The sequence below is a fragment of the Enterococcus sp. GPZ-007 genome, from assembly GCF_059374735.1.
The window spans coordinates 15,614-33,204 of record NZ_JCAFYN010000032.1 but is presented as its reverse complement, the minus strand read 5'-3'; the positions used below and the strand labels follow the sequence as shown (position 1 = coordinate 33,204).

Genomic DNA, 17,591 nt, shown 5'->3' with positions numbered 1-17,591 from the left:
CTTAATTTTGGTTACAGGTTTTTTAAGAACTTATTTATATTTTTGAGCTGTAACAATAATAGTAGGAGGTATGAAGATGGTAGGAATTATCATTGCTAGTCATGGTGAATTCGCTAATGGTATCTTGCAATCCGGAGCGATGATCTTTGGAGAACAAGAAAATGTCAAAGCAGTAACTTTGATGCCAAGTGAAGGACCCGATGATGTTAAGGCAAAAATGAAAGAAGCAATTGCCTCTTTCGAAAACCAAGACCAAGTTTTATTCTTAGTCGATCTTTGGGGTGGAACTCCTTTCAACCAAGCGAATAGTTTGTTTGAAGAACACAAAGACACATGGGCAATTGTTGCCGGTATGAACTTACCAATGGTTATTGAAGCTTATGCTTCACGTTTCTCAATGGAAACTGCGCATGAAATCGCTGCTCACATTTCTGGGACAGCTAAAGAAGGCGTAAGAATTCGCCCAGAGGAATTAGAGCCAGCTGAAGCAGCTCCGGTTGCGGCAGCAAGCAATCAACCAACAGGTGCGATTCCAGAAGGAACTGTACTTGGGGATGGACACATTAAATTTGTATTGACACGTGTGGACTCTCGTTTGCTTCATGGACAAGTTGCAACTGCTTGGACTAAAACAACTGGTCCAAATCGGATCATTGTTGTTTCTGATGCGGTGGCTAAAGATGATCTACGTAAGAGATTGATCGAACAAGCTGCTCCTCCAGGGGTTAAAGCAAATGTTATTCCAATTGATAAAATGATCGAAATTTCAAAAGACCCTCGTTTCGGAAATACTAAAGCGTTGTTGTTGTTTGAAAACCCTGAAGATGTATTACGTGCAGTTGAAGGCGGCGTTGATATTAAAGAGATCAATGTTGGTTCAATGGCTCATTCAGTTGGGAAAGTTGTAGTAAGTAAAGTATTGTCAATGGGTCAAGAAGATGTTGATACTTTTGAAAAATTGAAGGCAAAAGGAATCAAATTTGATGTACGTAAAGTACCAAATGACTCTAAAGACAATATGGATGAAATCCTGAACAAAGCAAAAAATGAATTGAAAAACGCTTAAGCAATACAATTAACTTTAAATAGGAGGGCTTATAATGTCTGGTATTTCAATGGTATTAGTAGTAATCGTTGCCTTTCTAGCAGGTATGGAAGGAATTTTAGATGAATTCCAATTCCATCAACCGCTAGTAGCATGTACATTAATCGGTTTAGTTACCGGTAACTTAGAAGCTGGGATCGTTCTTGGCGGCTCACTTCAAATGATCGCCTTAGGTTGGGCAAACATCGGGGCTGCTGTGGCACCGGATGCTGCGTTAGCATCTGTTGCATCTGCAATTATTTTAGTTTTAGGTGGTCAAGGAGTCAAAGGTGTATCTTCTGCTATCGCAATCGCTGTTCCTCTAGCTGTTGCTGGTTTGTTCTTAACAATGATCGTTCGTACTTTAGCCGTTCCAGTTGTTCACTTTATGGATGCTGCAGCTGAAAAAGGTGAAATGCGCAAAGTTGAAATGTGGCACATCATCGCTGTATGTATGCAAGGTGTTCGTATCGCAATTCCTGCTGGGGCACTATTAGTTATCCCTGCCGATACAGTACGCGGATTCTTAGAATCAATGCCTGCATGGTTAACTGATGGTATGGCTATCGGTGGTGGTATGGTTGTTGCCGTTGGTTACGCAATGGTTATCAACATGATGGCTACAAAAGAAGTATGGCCTTTCTTTGCAATTGGTTTCGCAATTGCTGCACTTTCTGAATTAACGTTGATCGCACTTGGTGTTATCGCAGTTGCCTTCGCTTTGATCTACTTGAACTTACAAGAAAGTTCTGGTGGTGGATCTAACGGTGGCGGAAGCAATACTGGTGACCCATTAGGCGATATTTTGAATGATTATTAATCTTGAAGGAGGAAAATAAAATGGCAGAAAAAATTTCATTATCGAAAAAAGATCGTTTGGCCGTTGCATGGCGTTCTACCTTCATTCAAGGTTCTTGGAACTATGAACGTATGCAAAATGGTGGTTGGTGTTATGCAATTTTACCAGCAATCAAAAAATTATATACAACAAAAGAAGACCGGACAGCAGCAATGCAACGTCACTTGGAATTCTTTAATACTCACCCATATATCGCTTCACCTATCATGGGAGTTACATTAGCTCTTGAAGAAGAACGTGCCAATGGCGCCCCAGTTGATGATGTAGCTATTCAAGGGGTTAAGGTTGGTATGATGGGACCATTAGCCGGCGTTGGTGACCCAGTTTTCTGGTTTACTGTACGTCCGATGTTAGGAGCCCTAGGTGCATCTTTAGCATTAGCAGGAAATATCTTAGGTCCAATCATCTTCTTCCTTGCTTGGAATATTATTCGTTGGGCATTCATGTGGTATACTCAAGAATTTGGCTACCGTGCTGGTTCTAAAATCACTGATGACCTTTCAGGTGGTCTATTGCAAAAAGTTACCAAAGGTGCATCTATCCTAGGTATGTTCGTCTTAGGTGCCTTAGTACAACGCTGGGTAAATGTGAAGTTCACTCCTGTTGTATCTACTGTTAAATTAGATAAAGGTGCTTATATCGAATGGGATAAACTACCTGCTGGAGCGCAAGGCATCAAAGAAGCATTGTCTCAACAAGCTTCCGGTCTTTCTTTGGATAGTTCGAAAGTGACAACTTTACAAGACAACTTGGATCAATTAATTCCAGGTCTTGCTGCATTACTATTGACATTGCTTTGCATGTGGTTATTGAAGAAAAAAGTTTCTCCAATCGTCATTATTCTTGGCTTGTTCGTAGTAGGTGTTGGCTTACACGTACTAGGTGTAATGTAAAAAGTCAACGATTAAATGCTCGGGCGTGCCCGAGCATTTTTTGCTTAATAAGAAAAAATAAGTATAATGGTTTAATAGATACATAGAGAGAAATGGAGTAGATCTTAATGGTTCAGTCAATCAATACAACGATCGATTTGACGATCGATGCTACCTCGTACTTAGGTGTCGCTGATTATGGGAAAATAATGATTGGGGATAAGGGTTTTGAGTTCTTTAATAATCGTGATGCTAGGAAATTTGTCCAAATTCCGTGGGAAGAAATCGATTATGTGATCGCTTCTGTCGTTTTTAAAGGAAAATGGATCCCTCGCTATGCGATACAAACTAAAAAGAATGGGACATATTCTTTTGCATCAAAGGAACCTAAAAAAGTTTTAAGAGCCATTCGTGAATATGTTGATCCAGACCATATGGTGCAATCACTTGGATTCTTTGATGTTATAAAACGCGGAGTACGAAACAAGTTGAATAAGTAAGAAAAAGTCGTTTGTCTGTGAGATAAGCGGCTTTTTAATTTTGGCACAAACTTCTGTGCCAAAGCTCTATCTTCTATTTCTTGAAAGCGGATACCTGTGGATATATGATGAGTATGTAAACGAAATCATTTTATTTTATTTCTAAGGAGGAAAAGGAAATGGAAATGCAAGCTACTGGACAAAAAGGTGGACTCAAGGCAAGAGTCCAGCGACTCGGAAGTCATTTGTCAGGAATGGTTATGCCAAACATCGGCGGCTTTATTGCTTGGGGTGTTATCACCGCATTATTTATCCCAGATGGCTATATCCCAAATGAATCACTTGCTACATTAGTTGGTCCGATGCTTTCTTATCTATTGCCATTATTAATCGCTTATACAGGCGGCAGCATGGTTCATGGTCAACGTGGCGCGGTAGTCGGAGCGATCGCAGCGATGGGGGTTATCGTTGGATCGGAAGTTCCAATGTTTATCGGAGCGATGATGATGGGACCTTTAGGCGGCTGGTGTATCAAGAAATTTGATGACGCTTTCCAAGATAAAATCAAAGCTGGATTTGAAATGCTAGTCAACAACTTCTCTTCTGGATTAATCGGCTTTGCTCTAGCGATCGTCGGGTTTTATGCAATTGGACCAGTCGTAGGTTCGTTAACAAACATGATGGCGGCTGGTGTTGAATCAATCATCAACATGCATTTATTGCCATTAGCAAATATCTTTATTGAACCAGCGAAGATTTTATTCTTAAACAACGCAATCAATCACGGAATTTTAACTCCGTTGGGAATTGAACAAGCTGCAGAAGCAGGAAAATCTGTTCTATTCTTATTAGAAGCAAACCCTGGACCAGGTCTGGGAATCTTATTAGCCTTCACATTGTTTGGTAAAGGCGCGGCGAAATCTTCTGCACCAGGTGCGATCATTATTCAATTCTTAGGTGGGATTCATGAAATTTACTTCCCATATGTAATGATGAAACCTCTTTTATTCCTAGCCGTTATGGCTGGCGGGGTTGCAGGAACATTTACTTTCCAATTGTTAGGCGCAGGATTACGAGCAGCTGCATCTCCAGGTTCGATCATCGCTGTTATGGCTATGACACCACCAAATGCTATCTTTGCTAACTTGGCTGGGATTGTTGTAGGATGTGTTGTTTCATTCCTAGTTGCTATGATTATTATCAAATCTGACAACAGTGAAGAAGATGATTTGGCTGCTAACCAAGCAGCAATGGCTGATGCAAAAGCACAAGCAAAAGGTCAAAATGCAGTAAAAGCAGACAACCAAGAAATGTTCGGCAACATTAACAAGATTATCTTTGCTTGTGATGCTGGTATGGGATCAAGTGCGATGGGCGCTTCCGTATTACGCGATAAAGTGAAAAAAGCAGGTTTGACTTTACCAGTCTCTAACTCAGCAATCAACAACTTAAGTGATGATCCAAATGCTCTGATTGTCACGCAAGAGGAATTACATGAACGGGCTTCTCAAAAAGCGCCAAGTGCAACCTTTGTCCAAGTGGAAAACTTCATGAATTCACCGCGCTATGATGAAATCGTAGATCGTTTATCTTCTGAACCAGCAGGTGACAGCGAAAAAAAGCCGCTGACAGATGATGTGGTCCAAGGCTTAGCCGACTATTCGAAAGTCGATCACATTATCTTTGGGTATGAACAAACAAAGGGTTCTGCCAATATGGGCGCGACGATCCTGAAAAAATTAATGAAGGATAATGGGTTGAATTATCCAGTAACAGTTGCACCTATCAACACGTTGCAGGATGAAACAAGTGCCTTAATCATTACCAACAGTGATGAAACAGTCAAGGCTGAACAACAAGCACCAAGTGCGGCACATGTGCCATTGACTGATTTAGTTGCTTCAGAAAAGTATGACAAGGTCATTCAAAACTTAAGGAAATAAGTAGTCTTTTTTACAGAATCGTATTACTCTTAAAGCAGTGAGGATTCTCACTGCTTTTACCCTTTTTAAATTATTGGAGGAGATATTGTGTATTTTTCGATTCGCGAAAAGAAGATACTTACCCTTTTATTAGATTATCCCAACGGTATCACACCAGAGGAATTGCAAGATATTCTACAGGTCAGCAAACGGACTGTCTATCGCGAGATCTCAAGTATTGAGAAGACGATCAAATCGCAGGATATCCAAATCATCAAGCCCCGTGGCGAAGGTTATCGAATCGTTGGGGAAACATTGAATCTCGAACGGCTGCAGCAGCAACTAGGTGAAAAACAAGCAGAGCTGTTTACGGATAATGTTCAGCGACAAAGTGCGATTGTTTGCTCCTTGCTACTGATGGATGAGGAAGAGACGATCGAAGGCTTAGCCATCGATTTTAAAGTTAGCCCTGCGACGATTACCTCTGATTTGGCAACCATTGAAAAAAGTCTGATCGATTATCGGTTAGAGCTGCAGCGGCTAAAAGGTCGCGGCATTCGAATCGTCGGTCGTGAGAAGCAGCGTCGCCAATTGCTAAGCAACCTGATTTATAACGGTGTCAGTGAATTTGATTTTTTCCAATTTATTGATTCGTTAGACGAAGAGAACACTACTACTGATAACTTCTTTTTGAACTTATTGAGCCAATCGAGTTTACTATTGGCCCGAACGATTTTTGAGCAAATTTCTCAACAGGCTTTTGAACAGGTGACAGACAATCAATTACAGCGAGTCTTGATTTTATTAGCTTTATCCATTGATCGAATGTCGCAAGATCGATTTGTGGAAGTAGAGCAAGAAACGAAAGCAAAACCTGAGAGTATGCAGATCGCCAGTCAGATTATGATAAAGGTGGCTACGACAATCAAAAAATCAATTCCGCCGCAGGAGGTCCGTTTCTTTGCCTTTCAATTAGAAGGAGTGAATTACAAGAAGCCGCAAAACATTTTTATTGATAGTTTTGATGTGGAGCTTTCTTATAAAATCAAGGAACTGATTCGCCTAGTCTCAGAAACAACTGGTGTTGATTTTCGCAAAGATGAACAGCTCTTCAATGATTTATCCGCCCATATGTCCGCGGCTTTGAAACGAAATCTGACGGTGCTCCAAGGAGCGAACAATCCATTACTACAAAAAATTCGTGATAAGTATCAGGACTTAACGACAGCAATCATCAAAGAATTGGCGGTTGTTTTTCCGGATCATCAATTCACTGCGGATGAATTAGGCTATGTCGTAATTCATTTCGCCACATCGCTAGAGCGACATCCAAGCGGTCGCGCATTATCCGCTTTAGTTTTATGTTCCAGCGGTATAGGAACGGCACGAATATTAGAAAGCCGGGTCCATAAATATTTAACTGAGATCGAAAAGGTTCAAGTGGCCAAAATCTCAGAAATGAATCAACTGGACTATAAAAGCTATGACCTGATTCTAGCGACTGTCTTTTTACCAGGATTCAATTTGCCGTATAAAGTAATCTCGCCGCTGCTTTTGGATGATGAGATCAAGGAAATCAAAGAATACATCCAGACGCTGCATCCTGAAAAGGTAAATGAAGTCATTGATGAACCGGAACAAGAGCCTAGCGAAGCCTTTGATGAAATTTATGAAACGATGCGGATTGCCAATAGTCTGTTACAAAACTTTGACGTGAAGCCGATTCACGCACAGGAAACGATTGAGCTGACATTAGCAGAAATCATCGATCAGTTGCAGGGTACGATCGTCTCTGATGCCACAATAGTGACAGACAAAGTGATCAAACGGTATTTAGTCGCCCCGATCGGCGTTCCAAACACCAATTTCGCTCTGTTCCATTGCGCAGATGTTCATGTCAAGGAGCCGCTGTTTACTATCTATGATTTAGATCAGAAATTTTTGATCCAAGGAATGGATAAAAAGAGTATTGAATTGACGCGAGTGTTGCTGCTTCTGGCTCCAGATCCAATGCCGGAGAGTCAGCAAAGTCTATTAGGAAAAATTAGCAGTTCAGTTATCGAAAGTGATTTAAACACTGAAATATATAAATTTGGCAACAAAGAAATTATCTATCAATTGTTGAGTTCTTTGTTTGTGAAAGAAATTCGAGAAAATTAACGATAGTTTAAAAAATCGGATGTCAGTTCTGCTTTTTGCAGTATAAAGAGTACAAGAAAAATATTAGTTGAGAAAAAAGTAAAAAGATGAGCATTTTAGCAGAATGATATACGGCATGAAAATCAAACTCATTTTTCCTAAGAAAAATGAATACATCAAAATGAATAAGGAGGAGATTAGGAATGGAATTACAGCCAGAAATGATTTTATTAGACCAGAAATATGCCAATAAGGAAGACGCGATCCGTGCGAGTGGACAGCTGCTGGTGGATGCTGGGTGTGTGGAAGAAGGCTATGTCGATGCCATGATCGAGCGAAACAAGTTAGTTTCCGTTTATATGGGAAACTTTATCGCGATCCCTCATGGAACGGATGAAGCAAAACGCTATGTGAAGAAAAGCGGTATTTCAGTAATCCAAGTTCCAACGGGCGTTCATTTTGGCAAGGATGACACAGAAGATGTGGCGATGGTATTATTTGGAATCGCGGGGATTGAGAATGAACATTTAGACATTCTGCAAAAGATCGCGATCTTTTGTTCGGATGTTGAGAATGTAGTCAAATTAGCAGATGCAAAAACAAAAGAAGAAGTCATTGGCTATCTTCAGGAGGTAGAATAGGATGCAAGCAACACACTTTGGCGCAGGAAATATTGGACGTGGATTTATTGGAGAAATTTTAGCAAAAAATGGCTTTTCCATCGATTTTGTTGATATTAACGAAACAATTATCAACGCTTTGAATGAACGAAATGAATATACGATCCAACTGGCAGATGAAAGTCAAAAAGAGATCCATGTATCCAATGTGGATGGTCTGAACAATCAAACCAATCCTGAAGCAGTGATTGAATCCGTCAGCAAAGCAGATATCGTAACGACAGCGATCGGACCGAATATCCTACCGTTTATCGCGGAGTTGATTGCGAAAGGGATTCAAAAACGCCGCAACGAGGGGAATACAACAGCTTTAGATGTAGTAGCCTGCGAAAACATGATCGGCGGCAGTCAGTTCTTATTCGAAAAAGTTCAAGCTTTCTTATCAGCTGAAGATATGGCTTTTGTAAAACAGTACATCGGATTCCCCAATGCAGCAGTCGATCGTATTGTTCCGATTCAACACCACGAAGATCCATTATTTGTATCAGTGGAGCCTTTTAGTGAATGGGTGATCGATGCAACGCAAAGTAAGAATAAAGAGTTGCGCCTTGAAGACGTAGAGTATGTAGAAAATTTAGAACCCTATATCGAACGGAAACTCTTTTCTGTTAACACTGGACATGCGACAGTTGCCTATACCGGAGCCTATGAAGGGTACAAAACGATTGATGAAGCAATCGCGGATGATCGTGTGCTAGCAAAACTACGCTCAGTTCTTGGCGAAACAGGCAGTCTGGTAATCAATAAATGGCATTTTGACAAGGATAAGCACCTTGCTTACATTGATAAGATCGTCAGCCGTTTCGAAAACAAATACATTTCAGATAGTATCAGTCGGGTAGCGCGGACACCAATTCGTAAATTAGGCTTTGATGAACGCTTTATTCGCCCGATTCGTGAGCTAAAAGAACGTGGATTAGAGTATTCAAACCTAGTCGATGTGGTAGCGATGGTTTTGAAATACGATGATCCAAACGATGAACAAAGTGTTGAACTGCAAGGATTGCTAAAAGAAAAATCCGTTGCAGAAGTGCTTCAACAAGTGACCGACTTGCACGATGATGAGTTGATCGCGGAAATTGTAGCAAGATATCAAGATTAGCTCCTCCTCCCCCTAATGTGGAATAATTGTCCGCGTTGGGGGATTTTTTTGTTTGATCGCGAAATTTTGTTTCAAGATGAATCAAGAAAAAACATCTTAATTTTTAATATGAAAGGAAGTTTTCTAGAAAAAATGTCGCAATAGTGTAGTTTAATAGGTGGGAATCCAATAAATTGAATAAACAAATAAGGAAACATTAATCAGCGTTGCTAGTGAAATAGTTCGTGTTTTTGTCGGAACACTCTTGATTCTTTCGGTTTAAAAAGATATTATGAATAAAGTTGAGAAATTTCATTTCATTGAGTTCTCTGGAAGATTAAGAAAGACCAATGGATATAATCAAACTTTTTGTAGCCTAACAGGACAGAAGGGCTTTACTAAAAGAAGGGTTTTAGTCACTTATTTTTTGATTCAAAACAAGGGGGAGTTAAATGACGACGTTTGCTGAGTATTACCATCATTTAAAAGCATTTACGGAGGACTTATTTTTACATCCAGAATTAGGCTACAAGGAATACCGTACTTCTGAAAAGGTGATTGAGGAATTAACAAGAATACATCCATCGATTGAATTTTCTAAATTTTCAGAAACTGGTATTAAAACATTTTTATCAACTGATAAGAAAAAGACAATGGCTTTTATTGCGGAGCTGGACGCAGTCTATGCACCGACACATTTTCAAGCAGATACTGAGACGGGAGCGGCTCATAATTGCGGTCACTTTACCCAAGTCGCTATCGCGCTAGCGCTGTACGATCATTATGTTAAAACGGAAGCGTACAAGGACTTAGATTTTAATCTGTGTTTTATCTTTGTACCAGCAGAAGAATATTTGGATTTGGATTTCCGTAAGGAGCTTCGAGCTGTGGGCAAGATTCAGTTCTTAGGTGGCAAACCAGAAGCGATGTCATTAGGTATTTTTGATGACATTGATTTTGGTGTTTGTGTTCATGCCATCGGTGAAGTCTTCGAACGACCGACAATTGAAGTGAATTGTGATTTAGCGGGCTTTTTATATAAACGTTATCATTTTTCTGGTAAGGCGGTTCATGCAGGATTTGATCCTTTTTCTGGAATCAATGCGTACAGTATGTCAACGTTATTCAATACAGCGATTGGTTTGAGTCGTCAACAGTTTAAAGATACGGAATCGATTCGAGTAAATCCCATTGTAATGGATTCTGATATGTCGACGAATGTGATTCCGAATCATATTACAGTTGGGACTGATTTGCGCTGCAAGACTTTAGAATATATGCCAGAGGTTGCGCGCAAATTGGATCATGCAGCTCAAGGAAGCGCGTATGCTTTGGAGGGTGAAGTGACGATTGAAACGGAGATGGGCTACTTGCCGTTTGTTCAGGATCGCTATTTAAATAGCTTCGTAGAACGAACCTTTGCGAAATTTGACAAGATACCAGATATTATTGACGATCGCGGTGGGATCGCTGCGGCTGGTGATATTGGTGATTTGGCTTTTATGATGCCTTGTATCCAAATCAGTTATGGCGGATTTGAAGGAACGATTCATGGCGATGATTTTAAAATGATTGATCCTGAATTTGTCTTGGAAACTTTTCCAGAGTTTTTAACGGAAGTATTCAAAGAAATGGCGGGTAATTTGGATGAAGCCAAATTTTACCGTCGTTCATTTGAAGAATATAAAGAATTGATTGAGTCAATCGGAGGGAATGTATGAAAAAGCAGTTAGTGTGGTTAGTTGGTTTTGTTGTGGCAGTGGTAACCGTCGCGGAGTTGATCGGGATGCAATTTATTTCGTTAGGAAATACAACGATTACGGTTTTGCCATTAGTATTTTCTGTATTGTTTGCGATGCTGTTCGGATTGCCGGTAATTCGCAAGGGTTTTATTGCCAAGATTTATTCAAAAGGCAATATTCAGTTTTCAGCAAAGTATTTACTGTATATCATGTTGCCGTTGATGGCACGATACGGTGCTGATGTCGCACCTAGATTGAAAGAAATTTTGACTGTTGGATGGGTTTTCCTTTTCCAAGAATTGGGCAATGTTGGAACGGTAATGATTGGATTGCCTGTAGCACTCATGTTAGGTTTGCGGCGAGAAGCTATTGGGGCAACATTGGGCTTAGGACGTGAAGGGGAATTGGCGTACATTTCTGAAAAATATACGTTGGACTCAGCCGAAGGACGCGGAGTATTGTCACTCTATCTAATTGGTACATTGTTTGGTTCAATTTTCTTTAGTATTTTTGCGCCGATTATGGCGGGACTGGGCTTTGATTACCGCGCACTGGCAATGAGTTCAGGTGTTGGTTCTGCTAGTATGATGACAGCAGCGTCCTCGTCATTGATTGCACTGATGCCAGAAAATGAAACAACCATCGCGGCATATGCAGCCGCAAGTCAATTACTGACAAGCTTTTTAGGAACCTACACAATGGTCTTTATTGCCGTGCCGCTACAGCGTTTCATGTACAACTTATTAACAGGAGGATCACGTCGTGGAAAAGAAACAGTCTAATGAATACATCAAAATATCACTGGTTTTATTACTGAGTATTTCCTTGATCTTGTTTACTCAAGGAATCAAATTGCTTAAAAATCCAGCATCTACGCCAATTACTTTTAATACGATTCAAGGTTTGGTTGTTTTGTGGGCTTTTTCAATGATTGGCGTATTTATCTCAACCTTGGTAAAGAAAACCAATATCAAAATTTTGGCTGATTTTCCGATTTTAGGGTGGGTCTCTCTGACGTCTTTATTTTTCTGTCTGCTCTCTGATTTTTTTGTACAAGTGATTGCGGGCGTTGACTTTTTATCAATTACCACTCCGATTTTGGCTTTTGCTGGGCTTTCGGTGGCAGATAGTCTGATGGATTTACGAAAAACCTCCTGGAAGGTAGCGATCGTCGCAATCTTTGTTTTTATCGGTACCTATCTTGGGAGTGCCGTCATCGCTCAAATCGGCTTAATCTTATCTGGAAAATAAAAAAAGGAACATTTGTCTCCAACACGGAAGAAATTCTGTGTTGGAGCTTTTTTGCTCTTGAAAAGGCTTTACCTTTCCCTAAAAATAACGGATAATATCCTTAAACAAAAACAGTAGAAAAATTTAACATTTTGGTCTAGACTTTCTTATTGAAAAATTCGTATGTCGGTGTTAGAATTGGTGTATACCAAATTGATAAAGGAGCGTTTAACCATGAAAGTAATTCGTGTGAAAGATGCCAATGAAGGCGGAAAAAAAGCATTTGAAATCATCAAAGATGGAATGGAAAATGGCGTAAAAGTATTAGGACTGGCAACAGGCAGCACTCCTGAAACCTTATATAAAGAAATGACAACGAGTGATTTAGATTTTTCAGACATGACTTCTGTAAACTTAGATGAGTATGTTGGCTTAGCTGGCGACGATGTTCAAAGCTATCGTTATTTCATGAACGATCAATTGTTCAACAAAAAACCATTTAAAGAAACATTCGTACCAAATGGTAAGGCAGAAGATTTAGAAGCTGAATGCAAACGTTACGATGGCGTAATTGCTGATCATCCAATTGATTTACAAGTATTAGGAATTGGCCGTAACGCCCACATCGGATTCAACGAACCTGGAACTCCGTTTGATGTAACAACTCATGTAGTTGAATTAACAGAATCAACAATTGAAGCGAACAAACGTAATTTCGATAAAGTGGAAGATGTTCCAACTCATGCATTATCAATGGGTATTGGTTCAATTATGAAGAGCAAAAAAATCTTGTTAATGGCTTTTGGTGAAGATAAAGCACAAGCAATCAAAGATATGATTGATGGGTCAGTTACAACGGATGTACCAGCAAGTGTTCTACAAAACCATGCTGACGTAACAGTGATCATCGACGAAGACGCAGCAAGCAAATTATAATCAATCCTATAAATGAAGTACCGAGGATAGTCTCCTTGGTACTTTTTTTTGCCAGTTCCACTTTTCATAGTTTGCTTAGTGAGAGCGAAAATGATGGATTCTCAATGAGTCATTGATTAAGAACCTAGTGGAATGGTATGCGTACGAAAATAAACTCATTTTTCTGATTTTTGAAAAATGATTTCCTCTACAATGAGCTAGCTGTATGATAAAGATTGTATAGTGGTATACTTGTTTTAGGAGAGTGATCTTATGAAAAGGTGCATTGTTAATACTGGAATGGTTATCTAACGAAAAAAGAGGAGGAGAGAACTATTCCAGTAAAAAAGCTTTATCCCAGAAGTAATGATCAAGAAACGATTTATTTACAGGCGGCAATAACACGACCGAATATTTTAGTGGGGGCTTATACGATCTACAATGATTTTCGTTCGGATCCCCGTGAGTTTGAAAAAAATAATGTATTGTATCACTATCCGGTCAATCATGATCGGTTAATAATCGGTAAATTTTGTTCCATTGCTTGCGGTGCGACTTTCATTTTTAATAGTGCTAATCATCGACAGTCCTCACTTTCGACCTACACCTTTCCTTTATTTTACGAAGAGTGGCAGCTGGATAAGAGCCAAGTAGCTTCTGCTTGGGACAATAAGGGTGACATTGTCATTGGAAACGATGTATGGATTGGATACGAAGCGACTATCCTGTCGGGGGTCGAGATTGGCGATGGGGCAATTATTGGGGCGAAGGCCGTGGTAACAAAAGACGTTCCCCCCTACAGTGTAGTTGGAGGCGTTCCAGCTAAACAAATTAAGCAGCGATTTGATTCAGAAACGATTAAGAGACTGCGACAGTTGAAATGGTGGGATTGGTCGCAGGAAAAAATAAGACAAGCGATCCCGTATTTGAAAAATGGCAATATAGATCAATTGCTTGGGTAAGAAATTATAGCTCAGCCGTCCGCGGCTGGGCTTGCTTCTTTTTGTTCCTTTGGCTATAGTGAACACTAGAAAAGTTAGGCGGAGGGCGTTATGCGTTTAGATAAATTTTTAGCTGAAGTCGGTTTAGGTAGCCGCAAAGAAGTCAAACAGCTGATCAAAAAGGGTCAAATTACAGTGAATCAGCAAGTCGAAAAATCAGATAAAAAACAAGTGGACCCAGAAAAAGATAGTATCGTGTTTCAAGGGGAACCCTTGCATTACCAAGAATTCTACTATTATTTATTACATAAACCGGCTGGGGTAGTAAGTGCGACGGAAGACAAGCGAGATCAGACAGTGATGGACTTATTTTCAACAAGTGATTATCGTAGTGATCTTTTTCCAGTAGGGCGTTTGGACAAGGATACCGAGGGCTTATTATTAATTACGAATGATGGCCAGCTGGCCCATGAATTATTGTCACCGAAGAAACATGTGGAGAAGGAATATTTCGCCGAGGTTGATGGAGTGATGACAGCTGAGGATCAGAAATGTTTTGTCGCTGGGATTACTTTAGATGGAGAATTGACACTACCCGCGGAGTTGTTGATTGATGAAACAACGGAGGAAACATCAAAGGTTCGAATTATTTTGCATGAAGGAAAGTTCCATCAAGTGAAGCGAATGGTTAAAGCCTGCGGGAAAGAAGTCACTTATTTAAAAAGAATCCGTATGGGGAATCTGACTCTGCCGAAAGATTTGGATAAAGGAAACTATCGACCACTGACAGAGAGTGAATTGCACTCATTAAAGGGTTAGGATCTTCGGTTTGTTAGTGACCGTGCTATACTGGAAGAGGAGGTGGTGCACATATGGATTTGAAATTATCTGTTTATGAAATTATGCTGCGCTTATTTTTAGCCATGATCATGGGTGGCGCCATCGGGATTGAACGAGAATATAAAAATCGACCAGCGGGTATTCGGACCCATATCTTGGTCTGTATGGGCGCGACGATCATTGCTTTGATCCAAGTTGAGATTGCGGATCAAGCATTACGCTATGCCGCGGCAAAACCAGAATTTGTCGGTGTTGTCCGAGCAGATGAAGCAAGGTTGATTGCGCAGGTCGTCAGTGGAATCGGTTTTCTTGGCGCTGGAACGATCATGGTCAGTAACCGATCAGTTAAGGGCTTGACCACAGCGGCATCGATCTGGGCTGGTGCAGGTTTAGGGATCGCCATCGGCATGGGCTATTATACGATCGCCATTTGCAGTTTTGTCGGGATTATTTTAGCATTGACAGTGGTGAAGCGGATCATCAAGATCAATGCTATTAAGAAGCTGGAGATTCGCTATATTCATCGTGAGGCGACCAAAGAATTCATCATGAACTATTTTGAGAGTAAAAAAATTGAAGTAGAAGATGTCGATTTCGATGTGGATTTCATGGATGACTATCGTATTTATACGAATGTCTACACGATCGATCTGCCGCGGGGCATGAATTATACTGACGTGATTGAGGATCTCTCGATGTATAAGAACATCACCAAACTTCGCATGATCAATGTATAAATAGGAAGATAAAATCATTTTGCGATGATTTTATCTTCTTTTTTTGTTTAAACTCGTATTGTCAGAGCATCTGTTCATTGATAGAGTTAGAGGTAGTGTTAGTGAAATGGAATACGTGATCATTTAGGAGGAAAACATGGGGAAAATTCTGTTGTTAGAAGATGATTCAAATTTGAATAATGGCATTCAATTATGCCTGACTCGAGAAGGATATGAAGTCGCGGCATGTTTAGATATTGCTTCAGCAGAACAGGCTTTTCAGGAAAATGAGATCGACTTAATCATCAGCGATCTTTCTTTGCCAGATGGCAGCGGCTTGGATTTTTGTCAGAAAATTCGGGAGCAGTCGAATGTCTTGATTTTGATGCTGACATCCTACAATCAGGAACACGATATCGTGACGGGCTATGTGCATGGAGCGGATGATTATATGACGAAGCCATTTAGTTTAATGGTTCTTGTATCGAAAGTACAAGCGATGATGAAGCGGGTGGTTCGGAATAAAGGACAAGAGTTGGTTTCCGGTGAATTGTCGGTGTTGTTGACTGAAATGAAGGTCAAGCTGCAAGGAGAGCTTCTACCTCTAAGCAAGACAGAGATTCAATTATTGATTCTGTTTATGGAAAATCCGAAACAGATCTTATCTTCAGATCAATTACTGGATCAGATCTGGGATACAAAAGGAGATTTCGTCGATACGAATACCGTATCGGTCAATATCAGTCGTTTGCGACAAAAAGTTGGCAAGGAACGAATCAAAACTGTTCGAGGAGTGGGGTATCTATGGATCAACGACGTTCAAAAAAAATAATCCTGCTTTATGTGTTGATCTCCATAAGCAGCTTTTTGCTGTTTATTTCGCAAAACATCAAAATGTACTCAGAGCTCGAACAAGATCGTCAAGCAACACTGGCGCTGCTGAATAAGGAAGCATCATTTTCCGAAGCAGCATTGATTGAAGTCTTTGAAAAGCAGAAAACCTCTGAGTTAGTGACCGAGGGGAAAACGTTAGAGGAAAAATATGATTTGGTGGATAACATGAATCATCCGATTCTTCTGCGTGCTTTCTTCATTAGAAATCTGCGAGTCTTCTCGATTTGTTGGCTCCTACTTTCGTTGCTTTTCTTTTGGCAGTTTCATGCGAAATGGAAGCTTGAAAATAATCTAGAGAAGCTGACGAAGGAATATCAAGAAACGACTGAACATAATGAGTTAATGCTGCAACGAAGTCTAAAGGAAGAAGGAAATTTAAAATCTAGTATTACGGATATCACCCATCAATTAAAGACACCGATCGCTTCCTTGAAGTTAAGTTTGGATATTGCGCTTTCGGATCAATATGAGGAGCAAGAACGGAAAAATTTTGCCGAACAAGCAGGGGTTCAGATTAATAAGCTCGATTTGATGCTGGACGGTTTAGCTAAGATATCGCAATTAGAAACAGATCTGATCCAATTGCAGCCGCAAAAGCTTTCCCTGCAGCAATTAGTCAATAAGGCTGTCAATAGCGTGATTATGAAAGCAATTGAAAAGGAAATCGAGCTGGAGGTTGATTTGCCAGAGGATACCTTTGTATTGGTTGATGAGAAATGGACCTTGGAAGCGTTAGGGAATGTGTTAGAAAATGCCATCAAATACTCGCCGAGGCAAACGGTGGTAACACTTCAGGCTTCGTCGCTAGTAACGTATGTGCTAGTGGAAATCAAAGATGAAGGTCCGGGAATTGCCAAAGATGAGCAAAATAAAATCTACCAACGTTTTTATCGCGGCATGAACAGTGAATCAGTAGAAGGCTCAGGGGTAGGACTTTATTTGACACGGAAAATCATTGAAGGACAGGGCGGAACAGTGATGATGAAGCGACACCATCCACGAGGAGCAAACTTTCAATTGACTTTGCCGTTACCATAACTCCTTGTCTGGATTTACGAACGTATCTTATTACACAAAAGCGAAACAAGTTCATAGAACCTATCGCCTTTTCTTACAAATTTGTTATGTTCACTGAAAGAATCCTGCAAGGGTTCTTTTTTATACTAAGAGTATAGAAATGAGACAAGGAAAGAGGGA

17 protein-coding genes are annotated in these 17,591 nt (G+C 40.2%); all 17 read left to right on the top strand.

The window, feature by feature from the left end:
• Positions 1 to 76 precede the first annotated feature (76 nt).
• The 17 genes from AC4J95_RS15110 to AC4J95_RS15030 all read left to right on the top strand — a co-directional run bounded on the left by AC4J95_RS15110 (position 77) and on the right by AC4J95_RS15030 (position 17,432).
• Positions 77 to 1,066, top strand: a complete 990-nt coding sequence (locus AC4J95_RS15110; RefSeq protein WP_494550582.1) for a mannose/fructose/sorbose PTS transporter subunit IIA — start codon at positions 77 to 79, stop codon at positions 1,064 to 1,066.
• A gap of 34 nt (positions 1,067 to 1,100) precedes the next feature.
• Entirely contained in the window at positions 1,101 to 1,904 is an 804-nt protein-coding gene (locus AC4J95_RS15105; protein ID WP_494550581.1) for a PTS mannose/fructose/sorbose transporter subunit IIC, read from the top strand.
• Between the two features lie 20 nt (positions 1,905 to 1,924).
• Positions 1,925 to 2,836, top strand: a complete 912-nt coding sequence (locus AC4J95_RS15100) for a PTS system mannose/fructose/sorbose family transporter subunit IID (RefSeq protein ID WP_494550580.1) — start codon at positions 1,925 to 1,927, stop codon at positions 2,834 to 2,836.
• Between the two features lie 107 nt (positions 2,837 to 2,943).
• The gene (locus AC4J95_RS15095) at positions 2,944 to 3,315 is read left to right on the top strand and encodes a DUF956 family protein (protein ID WP_494550579.1); all 372 of its coding nucleotides are present in this window, start codon (positions 2,944 to 2,946) and stop codon (positions 3,313 to 3,315) included.
• 158 nt (positions 3,316 to 3,473) lie between these two features.
• Entirely contained in the window at positions 3,474 to 5,237 is a 1,764-nt protein-coding gene (locus tag AC4J95_RS15090) for a PTS mannitol transporter subunit IIBC (RefSeq protein ID WP_494550578.1), read from the top strand.
• Positions 5,238 to 5,324: 87 nt separating this feature from the next.
• Positions 5,325 to 7,376: a BglG family transcription antiterminator gene (locus AC4J95_RS15085; RefSeq protein ID WP_494550577.1), complete on the top strand. Its 2,052-nt coding sequence runs from the start codon at positions 5,325 to 5,327 to the stop codon at positions 7,374 to 7,376.
• 182 nt (positions 7,377 to 7,558) lie between these two features.
• Entirely contained in the window at positions 7,559 to 7,996 is a 438-nt protein-coding gene (locus AC4J95_RS15080; protein WP_316404729.1) for a PTS mannitol transporter subunit IIA, read from the top strand.
• 1 nt (position 7,997) lies between these two features.
• Positions 7,998 to 9,137 carry a mannitol-1-phosphate 5-dehydrogenase gene (locus AC4J95_RS15075; protein ID WP_494550576.1) on the top strand — a complete coding sequence of 380 codons (1,140 nt, stop codon included), beginning with the start codon at positions 7,998 to 8,000 and terminating at the stop codon, positions 9,135 to 9,137.
• A gap of 431 nt (positions 9,138 to 9,568) precedes the next feature.
• Positions 9,569 to 10,837 (top strand): M20/M25/M40 family metallo-hydrolase, encoded by a 1,269-nt coding sequence (locus tag AC4J95_RS15070; protein ID WP_494550575.1) that lies wholly within the window; start codon positions 9,569 to 9,571, stop codon positions 10,835 to 10,837.
• Entirely contained in the window at positions 10,834 to 11,640 is an 807-nt protein-coding gene (locus AC4J95_RS15065) for a DUF3100 domain-containing protein (RefSeq protein ID WP_494550574.1), read from the top strand. The genes AC4J95_RS15070 and AC4J95_RS15065 overlap by 4 nt, the downstream gene beginning before the upstream one ends.
• Positions 11,621 to 12,109 (top strand): hypothetical protein, encoded by a 489-nt coding sequence (locus AC4J95_RS15060; protein ID WP_494550573.1) that lies wholly within the window; start codon positions 11,621 to 11,623, stop codon positions 12,107 to 12,109. Before AC4J95_RS15065 ends, AC4J95_RS15060 begins: the two co-directional genes overlap by 20 nt.
• A 213-nt stretch (positions 12,110 to 12,322) precedes the next feature.
• Entirely contained in the window at positions 12,323 to 13,024 is a 702-nt protein-coding gene (gene nagB / locus AC4J95_RS15055; RefSeq protein ID WP_494550572.1) for a glucosamine-6-phosphate deaminase, read from the top strand.
• 398 nt (positions 13,025 to 13,422) lie between these two features.
• Positions 13,423 to 13,965 carry a CatB-related O-acetyltransferase gene (locus tag AC4J95_RS15050; RefSeq protein WP_494550571.1) on the top strand — a complete coding sequence of 181 codons (543 nt, stop codon included), beginning with the start codon at positions 13,423 to 13,425 and terminating at the stop codon, positions 13,963 to 13,965.
• A gap of 90 nt (positions 13,966 to 14,055) precedes the next feature.
• A complete protein-coding gene (locus AC4J95_RS15045; RefSeq protein ID WP_494550570.1) occupies positions 14,056 to 14,763 on the top strand; it encodes a pseudouridine synthase in 708 nt (235 codons plus the stop codon).
• A gap of 53 nt (positions 14,764 to 14,816) precedes the next feature.
• On the top strand, positions 14,817 to 15,521 hold the full coding sequence (locus tag AC4J95_RS15040; RefSeq protein ID WP_216409909.1) for an MgtC/SapB family protein: 705 nt from the start codon (positions 14,817 to 14,819) through the stop codon (positions 15,519 to 15,521).
• A 136-nt stretch (positions 15,522 to 15,657) separates the two neighbouring features.
• A complete protein-coding gene (locus tag AC4J95_RS15035) occupies positions 15,658 to 16,332 on the top strand; it encodes a response regulator transcription factor (RefSeq protein ID WP_494550569.1) in 675 nt (224 codons plus the stop codon).
• Positions 16,305 to 17,432 (top strand): sensor histidine kinase, encoded by a 1,128-nt coding sequence (locus AC4J95_RS15030; RefSeq protein ID WP_494550568.1) that lies wholly within the window; start codon positions 16,305 to 16,307, stop codon positions 17,430 to 17,432. Before AC4J95_RS15035 ends, AC4J95_RS15030 begins: the two co-directional genes overlap by 28 nt.
• The last annotated feature ends 159 nt before the right edge of the window (positions 17,433 to 17,591 follow it).